Annotated in this window: 18 protein-coding genes; all 18 read right to left on the bottom strand. The window is 49.8% G+C overall.

What is annotated here, in order from left to right:
- The 18 genes from AC0TWI_RS06255 to paaB all read right to left on the bottom strand — a co-directional run bounded on the left by AC0TWI_RS06255 (position 1) and on the right by paaB (position 15,449).
- Positions 1-1,212: a dihydrolipoamide acetyltransferase family protein gene (locus tag AC0TWI_RS06255; protein WP_488125477.1), complete on the bottom strand. Its 1,212-nt coding sequence runs from the start codon at positions 1,210-1,212 to the stop codon at positions 1-3.
- Between the two features lie 17 nt (positions 1,213-1,229).
- Positions 1,230-2,222, bottom strand: coding sequence for an alpha-ketoacid dehydrogenase subunit beta (locus tag AC0TWI_RS06250; RefSeq protein WP_488125525.1), 993 nt, complete (start codon positions 2,220-2,222; stop codon positions 1,230-1,232).
- A 2-nt stretch (positions 2,223-2,224) separates the two neighbouring features.
- A complete protein-coding gene (gene pdhA / locus AC0TWI_RS06245; protein WP_488125476.1) occupies positions 2,225-3,292 on the bottom strand; it encodes a pyruvate dehydrogenase (acetyl-transferring) E1 component subunit alpha in 1,068 nt (355 codons plus the stop codon).
- 32 nt (positions 3,293-3,324) lie between these two features.
- The gene (locus tag AC0TWI_RS06240) at positions 3,325-4,416 is read right to left on the bottom strand and encodes a Leu/Phe/Val dehydrogenase (protein ID WP_488125524.1); all 1,092 of its coding nucleotides are present in this window, start codon (positions 4,414-4,416) and stop codon (positions 3,325-3,327) included.
- Between the two features lie 34 nt (positions 4,417-4,450).
- A complete protein-coding gene (locus AC0TWI_RS06235; RefSeq protein WP_488125475.1) occupies positions 4,451-4,864 on the bottom strand; it encodes a thioesterase family protein in 414 nt (137 codons plus the stop codon).
- Positions 4,865-4,888: 24 nt separating this feature from the next.
- A complete protein-coding gene (locus tag AC0TWI_RS06230) occupies positions 4,889-5,686 on the bottom strand; it encodes an ABC transporter ATP-binding protein (RefSeq protein ID WP_488125523.1) in 798 nt (265 codons plus the stop codon).
- Positions 5,664-6,713: an ABC transporter permease gene (locus AC0TWI_RS06225; protein ID WP_488125474.1), complete on the bottom strand. Its 1,050-nt coding sequence runs from the start codon at positions 6,711-6,713 to the stop codon at positions 5,664-5,666. The genes AC0TWI_RS06230 and AC0TWI_RS06225 overlap by 23 nt, the downstream gene beginning before the upstream one ends.
- A gap of 17 nt (positions 6,714-6,730) precedes the next feature.
- A complete protein-coding gene (locus AC0TWI_RS06220; protein WP_488125473.1) occupies positions 6,731-7,747 on the bottom strand; it encodes an ABC transporter substrate-binding protein in 1,017 nt (338 codons plus the stop codon).
- 137 nt (positions 7,748-7,884) lie between these two features.
- Positions 7,885-8,835: an NAD(P)H-dependent flavin oxidoreductase gene (locus AC0TWI_RS06215; RefSeq protein ID WP_488125472.1), complete on the bottom strand. Its 951-nt coding sequence runs from the start codon at positions 8,833-8,835 to the stop codon at positions 7,885-7,887.
- Complete coding sequence (gene paaX / locus AC0TWI_RS06210) at positions 8,828-9,742, bottom strand: phenylacetic acid degradation operon negative regulatory protein PaaX (RefSeq protein WP_488125471.1); 915 nt, start codon at positions 9,740-9,742, stop codon at positions 8,828-8,830. The genes AC0TWI_RS06215 and paaX overlap by 8 nt, the downstream gene beginning before the upstream one ends.
- A 41-nt stretch (positions 9,743-9,783) precedes the next feature.
- Positions 9,784-11,007, bottom strand: a complete 1,224-nt coding sequence (locus tag AC0TWI_RS06205; RefSeq protein ID WP_488125522.1) for an acetyl-CoA C-acyltransferase — start codon at positions 11,005-11,007, stop codon at positions 9,784-9,786.
- Between the two features lie 4 nt (positions 11,008-11,011).
- On the bottom strand, positions 11,012-11,878 hold the full coding sequence (locus AC0TWI_RS06200; protein ID WP_488125470.1) for a 3-hydroxyacyl-CoA dehydrogenase: 867 nt from the start codon (positions 11,876-11,878) through the stop codon (positions 11,012-11,014).
- Positions 11,879-11,903: 25 nt separating this feature from the next.
- Positions 11,904-12,677: an enoyl-CoA hydratase-related protein gene (locus AC0TWI_RS06195; protein ID WP_488125469.1), complete on the bottom strand. Its 774-nt coding sequence runs from the start codon at positions 12,675-12,677 to the stop codon at positions 11,904-11,906.
- Between the two features lie 11 nt (positions 12,678-12,688).
- Positions 12,689-13,465, bottom strand: a complete 777-nt coding sequence (locus tag AC0TWI_RS06190) for an enoyl-CoA hydratase/isomerase family protein (protein WP_488125468.1) — start codon at positions 13,463-13,465, stop codon at positions 12,689-12,691.
- Complete coding sequence (locus AC0TWI_RS06185) at positions 13,458-13,751, bottom strand: EthD family reductase (protein ID WP_488125467.1); 294 nt, start codon at positions 13,749-13,751, stop codon at positions 13,458-13,460. The genes AC0TWI_RS06190 and AC0TWI_RS06185 overlap by 8 nt, the downstream gene beginning before the upstream one ends.
- An 18-nt stretch (positions 13,752-13,769) precedes the next feature.
- Complete coding sequence (gene paaD, locus AC0TWI_RS06180; protein WP_488125466.1) at positions 13,770-14,261, bottom strand: 1,2-phenylacetyl-CoA epoxidase subunit PaaD; 492 nt, start codon at positions 14,259-14,261, stop codon at positions 13,770-13,772.
- Between the two features lie 14 nt (positions 14,262-14,275).
- Positions 14,276-15,100: a 1,2-phenylacetyl-CoA epoxidase subunit PaaC gene (paaC, locus tag AC0TWI_RS06175; protein ID WP_488125465.1), complete on the bottom strand. Its 825-nt coding sequence runs from the start codon at positions 15,098-15,100 to the stop codon at positions 14,276-14,278.
- Complete coding sequence (paaB, locus tag AC0TWI_RS06170; protein ID WP_488125464.1) at positions 15,057-15,449, bottom strand: 1,2-phenylacetyl-CoA epoxidase subunit PaaB; 393 nt, start codon at positions 15,447-15,449, stop codon at positions 15,057-15,059. The genes paaC and paaB overlap by 44 nt, the downstream gene beginning before the upstream one ends.
- Positions 15,450-15,466 lie beyond the last annotated feature (17 nt).

Genomic DNA, 15,466 nt, shown 5'->3' with positions numbered 1-15,466 from the left:
TTACGTCAACTCCAATAGCATTTTCTTCGGGTTCTCGATAAGAGAGACGAAACGGTTTGTAAAAGCAACCGCTGTCCCGCCATCAGCCACACGATGGTCGAATGACATGGAAATGTTCATAATCGAACGGATGGCAATTTCATCATTTACAACAGCAGGACGTTTTTTTGCTTTGTGAAAAGCCATTAACCCTGTTTCCGGGTAATTGATAATCGGGGTGGCGGCAATGCTGCCGAGCGGCCCTACATTGCTGATAGTAAACGTACCACCCCGGATGTCTTTTGACCCCAGGCTGTTCGTTTTCGCTTTTTCAATCAGCATTTTCATTTCCTCATGAATGGTTTTGACCGATTTGGTTTCCACGTTTCCGATTACCGGGACGATCAGTCCTTCTTCCGCATCGACAGCAAGCCCGATATTGTACTCCCGTTTCAGGCGGATTACCCCATTTTCTTCATCGAGCACCGAATTGAAAACCGGAAAATCCTTCAGGGAGAGCTGGACTGCTTTAATAAAGAATGCAGCAATGGACAATCGTTCCCCTTCCTCCTCCTTCAGTTCCTTGACGAGAATGAGTAGATCCGTGACGTCCGCTTCTTCGAAATGGGTCACATGCGGAATCGTGAAAAGAGATTTCGTCATCTTTGCTGCAATCTGTTTTCTTCTTCCTGTGAACGGGATTTCTTCTTCAATAATCTTTTCCCTAGTTACCTGACTCTTTCTTTCAGGCTTCTCATCATTTTGCCCTCGCTGCAGCAAATGCCGGTGTATGTCTTCGTCAAGGATTCTGCCGCCTGGTCCCGTTCCGTTGACTTCTTCGATATTCACACCCAACTCACGGGCGATTTTCCTTGTGTAAGGAGCGGCCAGAATCATTTCACCTCTGCCCACTGGAGCAGTATAGAGGAATGGAGCGCGAGCTTTCTTCTCTTCTGAAGCGGAAATTCCCGTTTCTTTCCTGGCGGACGTCCGAGTATTCTCCTGCTCAATGATCAGCAGCGTGGTTCCGACAGCCACATTTTCACCGACAGGTACTTTTATTTCTTTCACGGTTCCCTCTGCCGGGGAGGGCAGTTCCGCTGTCATTTTATCTGTCTGGACTTCCACAAGCGGCTGATCGCTTTTCACTTTTTCCCCAACCTCCACGAGGTAATGAAGGACTTCTCCTTCAGTCATCCCTTCCCCGATATCATGCAATTTCACTTCGACCATTCATGCTCACCTCTCCATCAAAAAGTCACAGCCTTTTCAATCGCCAGCTCAAGCCTTTCCGGATTTGGCAAATAATGCTCTTCCAATGTATAAAACGGGACAGGGACGTCAAACCCGGCAACTCGCCCGATCGGTGCCTTCAAGTATAGGAAAGAGGTTTCCTGAATGAGTGCAATGATTTCGGAACCAAGACCATTGGTCATTTGAGCTTCATGAACAATAACAGCACGGCCAGTCTTTTGAACGGACGCGGCTATTGTTTCCCGGTCAAGCGGGAAAAGTGTGCGAAGATCAATCACCTCGCAGCTGATCCCTTTCTTTTCCATCGAATCTGCCGCCTTCATCGCAACCGGGACCATCGCACCCCAGGCAATGACGGTCACGTCGCTCCCCTCCTGAAGAACATTCGCCTTTCCGATTTCGACTGTATATTTTTCGGAAGGCACATCATCCCTGAAAGCTCGGTAGGAACGCATCGACTCCAGGAATAAAACCGGGTCCGGATCTTCGATGCTGGCGATCAGAAGCCCTTTCGCGTCATAAGGGTTCGAGGGACAGACGACTTTTATGCCAGGCATATGTGTGAACAGGGCCTCAACACTGTCGGAATGGATTTCAGGAGCCCGGATGCCCGCTCCATAAGGAGCCCGGATAACAAGAGGGACGGTGAACGAGCTTTTTGTCCTCATCCGGATCCTTGTCGCATGCGTCATCACTTGCTCGAACGCCGGGTAAATGAAACCGAGGAATTGCATTTCGACAACAGGCAGCAATCCATTTACAGCCATGCCGATCGCACTTCCGACTATACCCGCTTCACTCAAAGGAGTATCAATGACACGGTGTTCTCCGAATTCCTCCTGCAGACCTTCCGTTGCTCTGAAAACTCCGCCATTTTTTCCGATATCTTCTCCGAGGAGCAGTACTTCTTTTCGCTCTCGGAGCATCGTCCGCAGCCCATCTGTTACCGCTTGGACTAGCGTCAATTTTTGTGAAGTCAGTGCTGCCATGCTCATTGCCTGCCACCTCCCAAGAATTGAAGGTACTCTGCTTTCTGTTCTTGAATCGGCCATGGATTCTCTTCAAAAACATGGTCAAATAAATCCTTTACGTCTGCGGGAGGATATGCCTCCATTTCGGCTACGGCTTTTTCAATCGTCTCCCCCGCCTCTTGATTGATCCGCTCCGCCCACTCTTCATCCCAGATGCCGTTTTTCTTCATATATCGTTCAATTCTCAGCAGGGGGTCTCCCTCTTCCCGCTTTTTCTCGCTTAAGGATTGATCACGATACTTACCGGGATCATCTGCCGTTGTATGGGCACCATACCGCCATGTCACAGCCTCGATCAATGTCGGTCCTCCGCCTGACCGAGCCCGCTCCAATGCCTTTTTTGTTTCAAAATAGACGGCAAAAATATCATTTCCATCAAGCCGGACGCCCGGCATATCATATGCTATTGCTTTTTGGGCAATCGTTTTTGAATGCATCTGCTTCTCAATCGGGACGGAAATCGCAAACTGGTTGTTCTGATTGAAGAAGACAACTGGTGCCTGGAAGACACTGGCGAAGTTCATTCCCTCATGAAAATCCCCTTCTGAGGTGGCCCCATCGCCAAAATAAGCAATGGCAGCATTGTTAGTTCCCTTATACTGTTCAGCCATTGCTGCGCCGGCCGCATGAGGAAGCTGGGTCGCAATCGGGACAGCAGGAGGGAAAATCCTTTTTCCGTCCGGCGGAATGCACCCTTCCACTCTTCCGTTCCAATAAAGCAAAATCGTTGTCAGTGAATGTCCGAATGTCATAGTAGCCGCATGGTCCCGGTATGTCGGAAACAGCCAGTCATTCTCCTTAAGAGCAAGCGCGCTTCCGACCTGTGCCGCCTCCTGCCCTTCAAATGGAGCATAAGTACCTAATCTCCCTTGTCGCTGCAGGCTGATGGCCTTCCGATCAAAAAGCCTGGCCTCCAGTAATTTCATGTACAGTTTCTTTACCCAATTCTCAGTAAGTTCCTCTTTGATCGCGTCATTGACAAGATCACCACTTCCATCGAGATAACAAATCTTCTCCCATGTTTGCATCCTGATGCCCCCTCAGTGATATGGTAAATTGCCTAATAGCGCACTTGCCATTTCGGCGGGCGCTTTCTCGCAAAGAAACTGTTCCCTGCCTTTCGCATTTCAATTCTTTGTTCACAGAAACGATCAGCTGCCTCTGATGTGGAAACGCTTTCATTATCTGCTCTCCTAAATATTTCGAGCAGCGTATTATAGATCGCTTCCGTTTTTTGCAGTACCCTCTGCTTATTGGCGCCATATAGCTCATCCGAAACTTGGATCAGCCCTCCTGCGTTTACGATGTAATCAGGTGCATAGACGATACCTCGATTCTGGAGTGCTTTGCAGTGCCGGTCCTCTTGAAGCTGGTTATTGGCTGAGCCTGCAATCGCTCTAACTTTGAACATATCTATTGTTTCATCGTTGATGACGCTGCCCATTGCACAGGGGACGAATAAGTCAGCCTCCACACGGTAAATCTCTTCCCCGGAGACTGCCCTGATGCTTCCGGCTCCTATTTCCCTTCCCCGTTCCAACAATTCAGCCACAGCACTGTCATTCAAATCGGTCACATACAAATCGGCCCCTTCACCGAGCAGATGCTCTGCCACTTTAAAACCTACTTTTCCCAAGCCTTGAATGGCATAAGTTTTATCCCCTAATTCATTGGAACCGCTTACAAATTGATTCGTTGCTTTAATGCCGTTAATCACTCCAAGCGCGGTTGGAATCGATGAATCTCCGCCGCCTCCGTATTCCTCCGGCACGCCAACAATACAATTTGTCTCCTTCATTGCATGGACAAAATCAGCTGGTGCTGTTCCCATATCCGTCCCTGTATAAAAGCGGCCGTTCAACGATTCTACAAATCTGCCGAAGGCTCTGAACAATTCGGGTGATTTATCTTTTCTCGGATCGCCGATGATTACCGATTTTCCGCCGCCAAAGTCGACATCCGCTGCAGCACATTTATATGTCATTCCCTTTGACAGTCTGAGTACGTCGTAGAGTGCCTGCTCCACCGATTCGTACGGATACATGCGGCATCCCCCTGTTGCTGGGCCAAGTGTTGTATTATGTATTGCAATTATGGCCTTTAAACCGGTGTCAGGGTCATTACAGAAGACGACTTGTTCATGTTCAGTCATTTCAGTAAAAAAGTCCACAAATCATCTCTCCTCTCTAGCTTTGGCTTTCTTCTTTCTTTTTGCTTTTTGCCAATTTATCCATGATCCGTCCTTTTGGCAAAATGACCTGCGTGACTTCCCCTTCGCCGATCATCCCGATTTCATTCCATGCTTCTGTTTTCGTTACAACAATGTTGTCTTTCAGATCTGTCAACGTCGCTCGAATATGAACAATGGAATGAACTGCCGACGGGGCGATATGCTTTACAGCCACAGCCCCGCCGATTCCTTCCTCATGGTCTTCTAAATAAGGCAAGATGATTTGCCTGGCAGCCCACTCCATATGGTAAACCATTGACACGGTAGAATAAGCTTCATGGATAACATTGCCTTCAAACTGGGCAAACATATCGGGCGTCACTCGAATCCGAATCTCGGAAGTTTGCCCGATCTCCATTCCTGGTTTCATCTGATGCACCTCCACGTTAACGGGCTAAACAGATAGCAAGGCTTTGTCGCTGTTCAGTTTTTCGCCGCGGATCCTCTGGAATTCAGCCATCAATTTAGCTATCGTCAAATCCTTCTTCTCCTTTGCGTCCACTTCCAAGATGATCTGCCCTTTGTCCATCATGATCAGGCGGTTGCCAAGGTCAAGCGCCTGCTGCATATTGTGCGTAACCATCAATGTCGTCAAGCCATCCTTTTTCACGAGCTGTTCCGTCAGATTGGTGATCAGCTCAGCCCTGGACGGATCGAGTGCGGCAGTATGCTCATCCAGCAGCAGAATCGACGGCTGGGTGAAGGTCGCCATCAGCAGGGACAGCGCTTGGCGTTCTCCGCCTGAAAGCATGCCGACTTTGGCATTAAGCCTGTTTTCCAAGTTCAGATGAAGTGTTTCCAGCGACTCCTTGAAAAATTCCCGGCGCTTTTTATCGACGCCGATCCGCAGGCTTCGCTTTCTTTTCCTCGAATAGGCGATGGCCAGGTTCTCCTCAATTGTCATGGATGGAGCCGTGCCTGCCATCGGGTCCTGGAATACGCGGCCGATCAGCATGGATCGTTTGTATTCGGGCAGTTTTGTTACATCGCTGCCATCAATCGCAACCGTACCCGCATCAGGGGTCAGCGCTCCGGATATCATGTTCATAAGCGTGGATTTCCCCGCCCCGTTGCTCCCGATTACTGTGACAAAATCGCCTTTCTCTAATTCGAGATTGATATGATCCAAGGCTATTTTTTCATCAGGTGTAAATTCATTGAAAACCTTATTAATCTGCGCGAGCTTGAGCAATCGGCTCACCATCCTTCTCTCCGGCTGTTGCAATCGCAGCGAGCCTTTCAGCATGCCGCTTCGCCTTTCTTCTTTTCTCCCGCCGCTTATCGATGATTTGCGGTGCAACGAGAGCAAAGATGACAATGACGGCTGTTATCAATTTCATGTCGCCTGTATCGAGCAGTTTGATCCTTAGTGCCAGCCCAAGGATAATCCGGTAAATAATCGCACCGGTCACGACAGCCAGCGTCGTACGCATGATTGTTTTCGTACCGAAAATGGCTTCTCCGATAATGACCGAGGCTAGCCCAATGATGATCATCCCGATTCCGAGTCCGATATCGGCAAACTTTCCGTACTGGGCGATCAATGCTCCTGAGAAAGCGACAAGGCCGTTTGATATTCCCAAGCCCAAAATAACAAGCGTGTCGGTGTTCGCAGAGAAGCTTCTGATCATCCTTTTGTTGTTGCCTGTTGCCCGGATGGCCAACCCAACTTCCGTCTGCAAAAACCAGTCTGCCGCCAATTTAATAAGTATAGTGATGATTAGCATCAAGAATAACGTTCCCCATGTTGAAGGAAGGAACTGGATTCCGATCATCGACAAAAAGGAATTGATTGATTGGTCGATGCCAAGTGAACTCCAAAAGGCATTGAATTTTGAAAAGAGTGTTTCCGCATTCATCAACGGAATATTCGGGCGCCCGACGGAGTTTTCCGACGTGAAGCCCATAATCCGCAGGTTGATGGAATAGAGGGCAATCATCATTAAAATACCGGACAGGAGCGGGTTAATCTTGCCTTTCGTATGCAACAACCCTGTCACACTGCCTGCCAGAAACCCGACAACTAGAGCTGCTGCTGTTGCAGCTGCCGGATGATATCCGAAATATATCATCGTGGCAGCTACAGCAGCCCCTGTGACAAAACTTCCGTCCACTGTCAGATCTGGGAAATCTAGCACCCGGAATGATAAGTATACTCCAAGAGCCATGATTGCATAGATGATTCCTTGCTCAACGGAGCCGAACACAGCTGCAAACATCTGGGATCATCTCCTATTTAGTCTAGTTCAGCATTCCAGCCTTCTTTGATTTCAAGACCGAGTGCTTTTGCTGTTTCTTCGTTCATGACAAGTTTCAAGTTTTGCGGGTTTTGGACAGGCATGTCAGCAGGCTTGCTTTCACCTTTCAAAATCTTAACAGCCATTTGTCCGGCTTCATAACCGATGTCGAAATATTCAAATCCATAAGCCCCTAAGCCGCCTCGCTTCACGGAATCGAATTCGCCGACCATCATCGGCAGCTTGTTGTCATTTGCGACTGAAACGACTGATTCCAATGCAGATACGACCGTGTTATCGGTAATGATATACAACGAGTCAACCTTGCCTACAAGTGATTCAGTTGCCTGCTTTACGTCTGCGGACGAAGCGACCGAGGCTTCCACTACCTCCATATCCATCGTTCCGAGCAATTCCTTGACCGAATCAACCTGAGTGCGTGAATTTTGCTCACCCGAGTTGAAAACCATGCCGACCTTTTTTGCTCCAAGTTCGTCTTTCAGGAATTTCATCGTATTCGGAATTGCGTCCGGATGCGTATCGACTGTTCCGGTAACATTGCCTCCCGGTTCTTCATTCGATTTAACAAGTTCTGCTCCGACCGCATCAGTCACGGACGTAAAAATAATCGGGATATCACTTGTAGCACTGGCTGCCGCCTGAGCGCTCGGTGTTGAGTTTGCAAAGATCAAATCCACCCCAGAGCTGACAAGATTGTTTGCGATAGTCGTATTTTGCGAGTTATCGCCCTGTGCATTCTGAACATCATACTCCACTTCCAACCCTGCCTCTTCCAATGCCTTTTTGAAACCATCGAAAGCTGCATTCAAGGAAGGATGCTCGACAATTTGCGTCACGCCGATTTTATACTTTTTTGCTGCTTCCGACACCGGGTCACTCTCGCTTCCTGACTTCTTTGGTCCAGTGTCTCCGCCTGATGAAGAGGTACCGCACGCTGCGAGCAGCATGGCCGCGCTTAGGATTGCAATAGCATTTTTTCTCCAACTGATCCTCATTACATTTTCCCCCTTTAATATACATGCCGGATTTTTCGATATTTTCCGGCCATATTTTATCGTAATGGTACACTGACCAAAGGACATAGTCAATAAGTTTTAAATGTTTTGATAATTGAAGCGCTTTCAATACTTCTTCACAGCATGCGGCTAATAGTTTCCAATCGGCTCTTGCATTCACTGGCCATTTCACTGAAAAGCTCGCTTACAGACGGAATGTCAGATATGAGGCCGGCAATCTGCCCCCCGTTCATGAAGCCTGCTGCCTCATCTCCCTCCATAGCTCCGCGCCAATGTATCAATTCACTTGTCGCTTCATTATATTGCTGTTGTGTGTACCCACGGGATTCAAGCTGTAATAAGGTTTGCGTGTAAGAACCCTTTAATACTCTTCTGGCAGTACCAAACGGTCTGCCAACAAGGACGGTGTCTGTATCCTTGGCTTCTATCAGTCTTCGTTTATACACTTCCGATACCGGCGATTCCTTCACGGCGACGAGCCTCGTCCCCATCTGTACACCATCCGCTCCGAGCGCCATGGCAGCGAGCATCCCTTTACCGTCCGCTATGCCTCCTGCGGCGACGATTGGAATCGATACAGCCTTGGCAACCTGTGGAATAAGAGCCATCGAAGTAATTTCATGGGGGGCAGTGATGCCTGCTGCTTCCACACCTTCGGCCACTATAACATCAACGCCTGCCTGCTCCGCCTTCATGGCATGCCTGACCGTGCCGCAAACTGCGAGCACTTTTATGCCATGCTGTTGTAGTTTGGCAACATACGGTGCGGGGTTCCCTGCAGACAAGGAAATGACGGGAACTTCAAGCTCTACTGCCATCCCAAGCAGTCGTTCTGTGTCATCATTCACACTGAGGGCAATATTAAGAGCGAACGGACGCTCTGTGCTGTTTTTCAGCTCCGTGACAAGTGGACGGACTTCCTCGGCTCGCCTCGTCCCGGCCCCGATCGTCCCAAGACCGCCGGCATTGGAAACAGCTGCGGCCAAAACAGGTGAGCTAATATTGCCCATGCCTCCCAGCAGAATCGGCATCTCAATTCCGAGAAGTTCTGTCAAACGGTTATTCATGCACCTTTTCTCCTTCGGTTTCTGATTCCATGAACGGATGGCGCAATACGTCAGCGCCCCTTTCCTCTTTTCTCAGAAGGTTGCCTTCCGCATAAATCTCCTCATAGAAGGCGACTGCAGGTTCTGCGAGCACATCGTAATAGATGGAAAATAACTCAAACGCCTCATTTCCTGCCCAACTAGCGGGAAGGAGCTCCGCTGGCAGGCCCGGATCGATAAACAAGAACTTCCTGTATTCATGGACAAGCATCGACTTCTCAACGAAGCATTCTGCTTTGCCCGCTTTCCCGGCAGCAATGTCTTCTTTCGTTTTCTCAAATCTGCTGCCGAATTCTTGAAGGAAGCCTTCATACCGGAGGGACAATTGTTCAAGATCCCAGCACCTTCTGACCATGTCCTCATTCTCCCCCGGCCCTTCATAAGTTGCTGTAAAGAGATGTACATACGGCTGGATCCCATACTTCTCTACCAGAGCCGTTGTACTGGCCGTCAAGTCATTGGGAGAAATCCAGCAACCCGATGATAACGGAGCGTAACCGCTCCATTCCAGCTCCTTTTTCAAATCATCACGGAACTTCCTTTTCTTTTCGGGAATGGAGTAAAGAAGCATCCGCCATTTGCCATCCCATACTTCTGGATGGAGCTTGAATATCCGCTCTCCAGCCTCCGCCATCCTCTCCCTGCCGCGTCCGGACAACCGATAGAAGCTCCTGTTGCCCTCTTTATGCGATTCCAGCCACCCTTGCTTATACATTCTGGAGATTGCTGCCCGGACGGACGCCTCATTATGGCCGAACTCCTTAAGCAGCCTGATTAATGTTCCAATCCAAATTTCATCTCCATAATGCCTGATGTAATCACCGAATAAGGTAAAAATCATTGATCTCGTATTTGGTCCGCTGTTCATTTTTCCCCCTGCCTTTCGCTTCTGTTTCGATTGTAATCTTGTTAGCGGCGAAAGTCAGTTCTTTCCTCTATGTTTTCAACAATCAAAGCGATTCCTTGGCCAACCCCAATGCACATTGTGGCCATTCCCCGCTTTGCACCTCTTCTTTTCATTTCGTAGACCAAAGAAGTCAAAATTCTAGCACCGCTTGCCCCTAGCGGATGGCCATATGCAATGGAGCCGCCATTCACATTGACGCGAGCAGGGTCAAGGCCGAGCTCCTGTATACAGGCAATCGCTTGTGAAGCAAAGGCTTCATTCAGTTCGACGAGATCGAGATCCTTTGCCTCCAGACCAGCACGCTTCAGCGCTTTCCTTGCTGCAGCCACAGGGCCGATTCCCATGACCGCCGGCTCAACGCCTGAGACTGCGGACGTCCTGTATCTTGCCAAAGGTACAAGGCCAAGCTCCTCCGCCTTTTCTTTGCTCATCAGCAGCAAGGCCGAAGCGCCATCATTGATACCAGCTGCGTTCCCCGCTGTCACGGTGCCAGCTTTGAAAAGCGGCTTCAATGAGGCCAGCTTCTCCATTGTTGTATCGGGTCGGGGATGCTCATCTTTGTCGATAATCACTTCCCTTCCCTTTCGGTCCTTAAATGAGACAGGAACAATTTCTTCAGAAAGAGAGCCCAGATCGATCGCGTTTTTCGCTTTCATCTGGCTGCCGTACGCAAAGGCATCCTGCTCCTCTCGTGAAATTCTGTATCGCCCGGCGACATTTTCCGCGGTTTCCGGCATCGAATCCGTGCCGTACTGCTCCTGCAGATGAGGATTGATGAATCTCCATCCTATGGTCGTATCAAATAATTCCTGGTTGCCGCGCGGAAAGCCGGTACCGGGCTTGCCCATCACAAAAGGTGCACGCGTCATGCTTTCTGTTCCACCCGCTATGAAGATGTCGCCTTCCCCTCCGTTGATTGCCCTTGCCGCGTAAATGACTGCATCCAACCCCGAACCGCATAGGCGGTTGATTGTCGTTCCTGCTGTTTCGACCGGGAGGCCTGCAAGCAATGCCGACATCCTGGCCACATTCCGATTATCTTCACCTGCCTGGTTGGCACAGCCAAGAACTACATCCTCTATCTGCTCTGGCGGAACTTGGGGATTCCGGTTGATGAGCGCACGAATCACGGCAGCCCCCAGGTCATCCGGCCTGATCTCTTTCAGCTGGCCGTTGTATCTGCCGATCGGCGTCCTTACTGCGTCGACAATGACTGCATCCCGCATGTATTCACCCCTGTTCACTACCTTCTTCAGCCGAGTAATCATAGACGCCCCGGCCGGTTTTCCTGCCGAGCAACCCCGCCTTTACATACTGTATAAGCAGAGGCGCCGGGCGGTATTTTTCTCCGAGCGTGCGATGCAAATATTGTAGGTTATGAAGCCGCGTGTCCAAGCCGACAAGATCGCCAAGCTCAAACGGCCCCATCGGATAGTTCAGCCCGAGTCTCACCGCCTTGTCGATTTCCTCAGCAGAAGCTACCCCTTCCTGCAGCATATGAAATGCCTCGTTCCCGACCAATGCACTGATCCTGCTCGTTACAAATCCCGGAAATTCATTGACAACGACTGTTTCTTTGCCCATTTGTGTTGCCGCCTTCCTGACAGTCTCAGCCGTTTCCTCGGACGTCGACAGGCCTTTTACAATTTCAACGAGCGGCATTTTATGGACTGGATTAAAAAAATGCATCGCAATCACTTTCTCAGGACGGTTTGTAAAAGACGCGATTTCAGTCGGACTCATCGTTGAAGTGTTTGTCGCAAATATGCAATCACTCTCCGCCGCTCTGTCCATCTTTTCAAAAACGTCCCTTTTTATGTCCAACCTTTCCGGCACCGCCTCAATCGCAAGTACTGCTCCTCGCAGAGCATCCTCCAATCCGGACGTGAAGGTGAGCCGGCCCATACCCTCTTTGGCCTCATTTTCATCCATCTTCCCGCGGCTGACCGCTTTTTTGAAAAGCATGCCGATTTCTTGGCTCGCCTTTTCAAGCGCTTCCGGATGAAGATCGAATAAGCTTACCTTCATTCCCCCTGCAGCAGCGGCATATGCGATACCCCTGCCCATTAGGCCGGCGCCGATCACAGCAACTTCCAAGCCTTCGCCCCCTCCCCGATATTGTTTATTCCCCGCGGAATACAGGCGCCCTTTTCTGAAGAAATGCCGCTACCCCCTCATAGTGGTCTGCCGTTAATCCAGCGGTCCGCTGGGAATAGGCTTCTTCAGTAAGTACATCTCCAAGTGGCATTGCCCATGTTTTCTGCATGTTTTTCTTGATCAAAGAGAGTGCTTTCGTCGGCATAGCCGCCAGCCGTTCTGTAAATTCGGCAACTTCGGTATCCCAGTCCTTAGTTGGAATTAGCTTTGTCGCCAATCCCAGCTTCAGCGCTTCCTCCGCCTTGATCCGTTCGCCGAGCATCATGACTTCGAGTGCTTTAGCATAACCGAGAAATTTCGGCAGATAATAGAAGCTGCCAGAGTCCGGCACAAGACCGATATGGATGAATGCACAACCGAAACTCGCATGCTCTGATAGAAGACGGAAATCGGCGGCAAGCGCGAGGCTGAAGCCTGCACCTGCCGCAGCTCCATTTACTGCTGCGACAATCGGTTTCGGCATCTCGGCCATTGCCTGGATGATCGGATTATACTGTTCCCGCAACACTTGGCCATGGTCCATATCCTCGGTTACTTCCTCCAGGTCCTGGCCCGCACAGAAGGCCCTGCCTGCTCCAGTCAGCAATATGCTCCTCACATCACCCGATTTACCTGCCGCTTTCAGTCCGGAAAGCAGTTCCTTTCCCATGTCCCGGTTGAACGCATTCAAGGAATCCGGCCGGTTCAGGGTGATGATCGCCCTTCCCCCTTTGACTTCATATTGAATCGTCTCATACATGGCCATCCTCCTTATCTCCCGCTGTACCTGGGCTCTCTCTTTTCCATAAATGCCTTCATGCCTTCTTTTTGGTCCTCTGAGGAAAACAATAGATAAAAATTCTTCCGTTCGAATTGCATCCCTTCCAATAAAGAAACATCCTCCGCTTTCAATACCGCTTCTTTGATCAGCCGCAGGGAAAGCGGCGGCTTCTTCATCAGCTTTTCGGCAAAGCGGATCGTTTCCTCCATCAGCAATTCCTCAGGTACAACTTTCAGAAGAATACCTGCTGCCAGAGCTTCTTCCGGACTTTTCATTTCCCCGGTCCATAGCCATTCAAGTGCTTTCGTCTTGCCGATCAGCCTTGTCAGCCTTTGCGTTCCTCCTGCTCCAGGCATGACACCAAGATTGACCTCAGGAAAACCGAATTTTGTCCCTTCAGCGCCGATCAGGAGATCACAGACGAGTGCCAGTTCAAAACCGCCGCCAAGGCAAAAGCCGTGGACTGCACCGATAACCGGTTTTTTTACCAGACCAAGCCGATCCCAATCGGCAAATTGATTGAGTCGTTCCATTTTAACGGGCGTATCTTTTGCCATCTCGCCGATATCAGCACCTGCAGCGAATGACCTCCCGTTGCCCGAAAGGACGATAACCTGGATTCTCTCATCACGGTCAAAATTCTCAAAAGCATGAAGCACCTCGCTGACCATCTCCCGATTGAGCGCATTCAGCACCTTGGTCCGGTTCAGCCGGACGAAACCGATTCCGTCCTTTGTCTCCGATTCGATAAACCGATACTCAGCCATTTGCCTCTTCGCCAAACAGGAATGTAACCAATTTTCCAGCAAACTGCATTACATCTTTTCCGGAAGCTTTCGATTCCTCCGTTTTGGATGCTTCTTTGAATGCCTCCTTGCTGTCGTACACCATTTCACACATCAAGTAGTAGGGACTATCCCCGGTGAATTTTGTCACCCTCGCTTCCCGGAGGCCCGGAATCTTCTCTGTCAGCGGCATATGAGTGCCGAAATAATGTTCATCAAACTTTTCCGGATCCTCCGGTTTTTTAAACAATGCGATCATTTTGTACATCAGTGCTTGCTCTCCTCTCTACATGAGGTCGGAAACCGGCCTCATCGCTTCAAATGGATTTTTGCAAGATTTGCAGTATAGAATGCTTCTGCAGGCTGTCGGACCAAATAGATTCTCCACCGTTGTATAAGGCGAAGCACAATATGGACACTCGACACGCCATAGTTCCAGTTCTGTTTCAAACACAGGCGGCGGGGCAATGCCGAATTCTTTCAGCCTCTGCCTCCCCTCCTCACTGATTCTTCCGGATGTCCAAGGCGGATGCAGGACAAAATCAACCTGTATTTCATACGCCGGAGCTAGTTCCTTAAGCGCCTCCTCCATATTATTCCGGATAATATCCAGTGCCGGACAGCCCATAAAAGTTGGGAGCGCTTGAATGTGGATATGACTCTCTTCGACTTCTACTCTCTCGATCATTCCAAGATCTACAATACTGACCGATGGAATTTCCGGGTCCTTAACGCCCGACAATGCTGCAAGGACTGTTTCCTTATTGATTGTCTCCATGATGTTCACCGCCTTTACCATGCTGCCAGCGGATCAGACTGGTACACTTCGCCAAGTGTCAGCAATGCGTCCTCCAGGTCTTTCGTGTGCTTCCCTTCTCTGCCTTTTTCGGCAGTGAATGTGAACGGCCCGGGATCCGGAAGGCCCGCTTCTTCAAAAATCCGCTTGCATTCCGCTTCAAACGAGGAACGCAGCGGTTCTTCGCCTATGATCAGACCCGCATCAGCCATTTCTCTGCTGTACGGGCCGAAAGACAGCAGGTCATCCAGCAGCGGCCATACCCTTGCCACCGCTTTCTCCATCCTTGTTCCTGCCTCTCCTTTGCCAGCTGCCAGCTGTTCAAACCAAACGCGCCAATGCATGACATGGTAGTATTGCTCCATATTAATATTGACGGCCGCCTGGGCGAGCGGTTCATATGAACAGTTCTTCAGCATTTCAAGCTTCCGCTTCTTCTGCAGGTCATAGAAAAAGTGACGGACAACAGCAAAGGCCCAATCAAACCGCGGCTCTTCAAGATACGTTCCGGTACCGTTCACAAGCTCTGTGAGGATTGCGTTTTTCCGAACCTTGCCAGACCGGCCGTGCGCAAGCGAATCTGCATCCCCCTCCCCAAGTTCCTCCAGCAAATTATAATAAATCGCCGCATGGCCCATCGTGTTCTGATTAATGGAGGAGAATGCAACATCCTCTTCAATATGCGGTGCAAGCCCGAGCCATTCCGAACCCCTGAATGAGATAAGGAAATCATCATCAGCGAGCTGATACAGCAGTTCAACAAGCGCGGTACGATAGTCAGCTCTCTTGTTTGCCTCCAGCGGCGACATGACCTTTTCCATCCTGATGATCACCCCATGACATGATTTCTTTTTCATCAAGCATCCCTTGCTCGTATTTCCTCCACTTCTTTTTCAAATAGCCGTATCCTTTCGTCAGCCGGTATTCCTTATTGTCCAGTCTCGCCAGGGATTGCCGCTCTTCAGGCGAAGCCATTCTGATATCCGAACGTTTCACCACCCATATGTCAACTGCAGGCTCCCTTCTCAGGAAGTTCTCCTGTGCCATGACGAAAGCAATCTCCTCATTCGGAGCCAGCAGGCTGAACTGGTGCTGGAAATCATTTTTATAATTCCGCTTGCTGAACACTTCGTAGACTTCGTAAAACCCCCGTCCCTGTGCTTCCTCCATATCCTCCTCTCCTTTCC

Source organism: Lederbergia sp. B243.17, from assembly GCF_057657925.1.
Note: the sequence above shows the minus strand (reverse complement) of the source record. Positions and strands in the feature narration are given on the sequence as shown.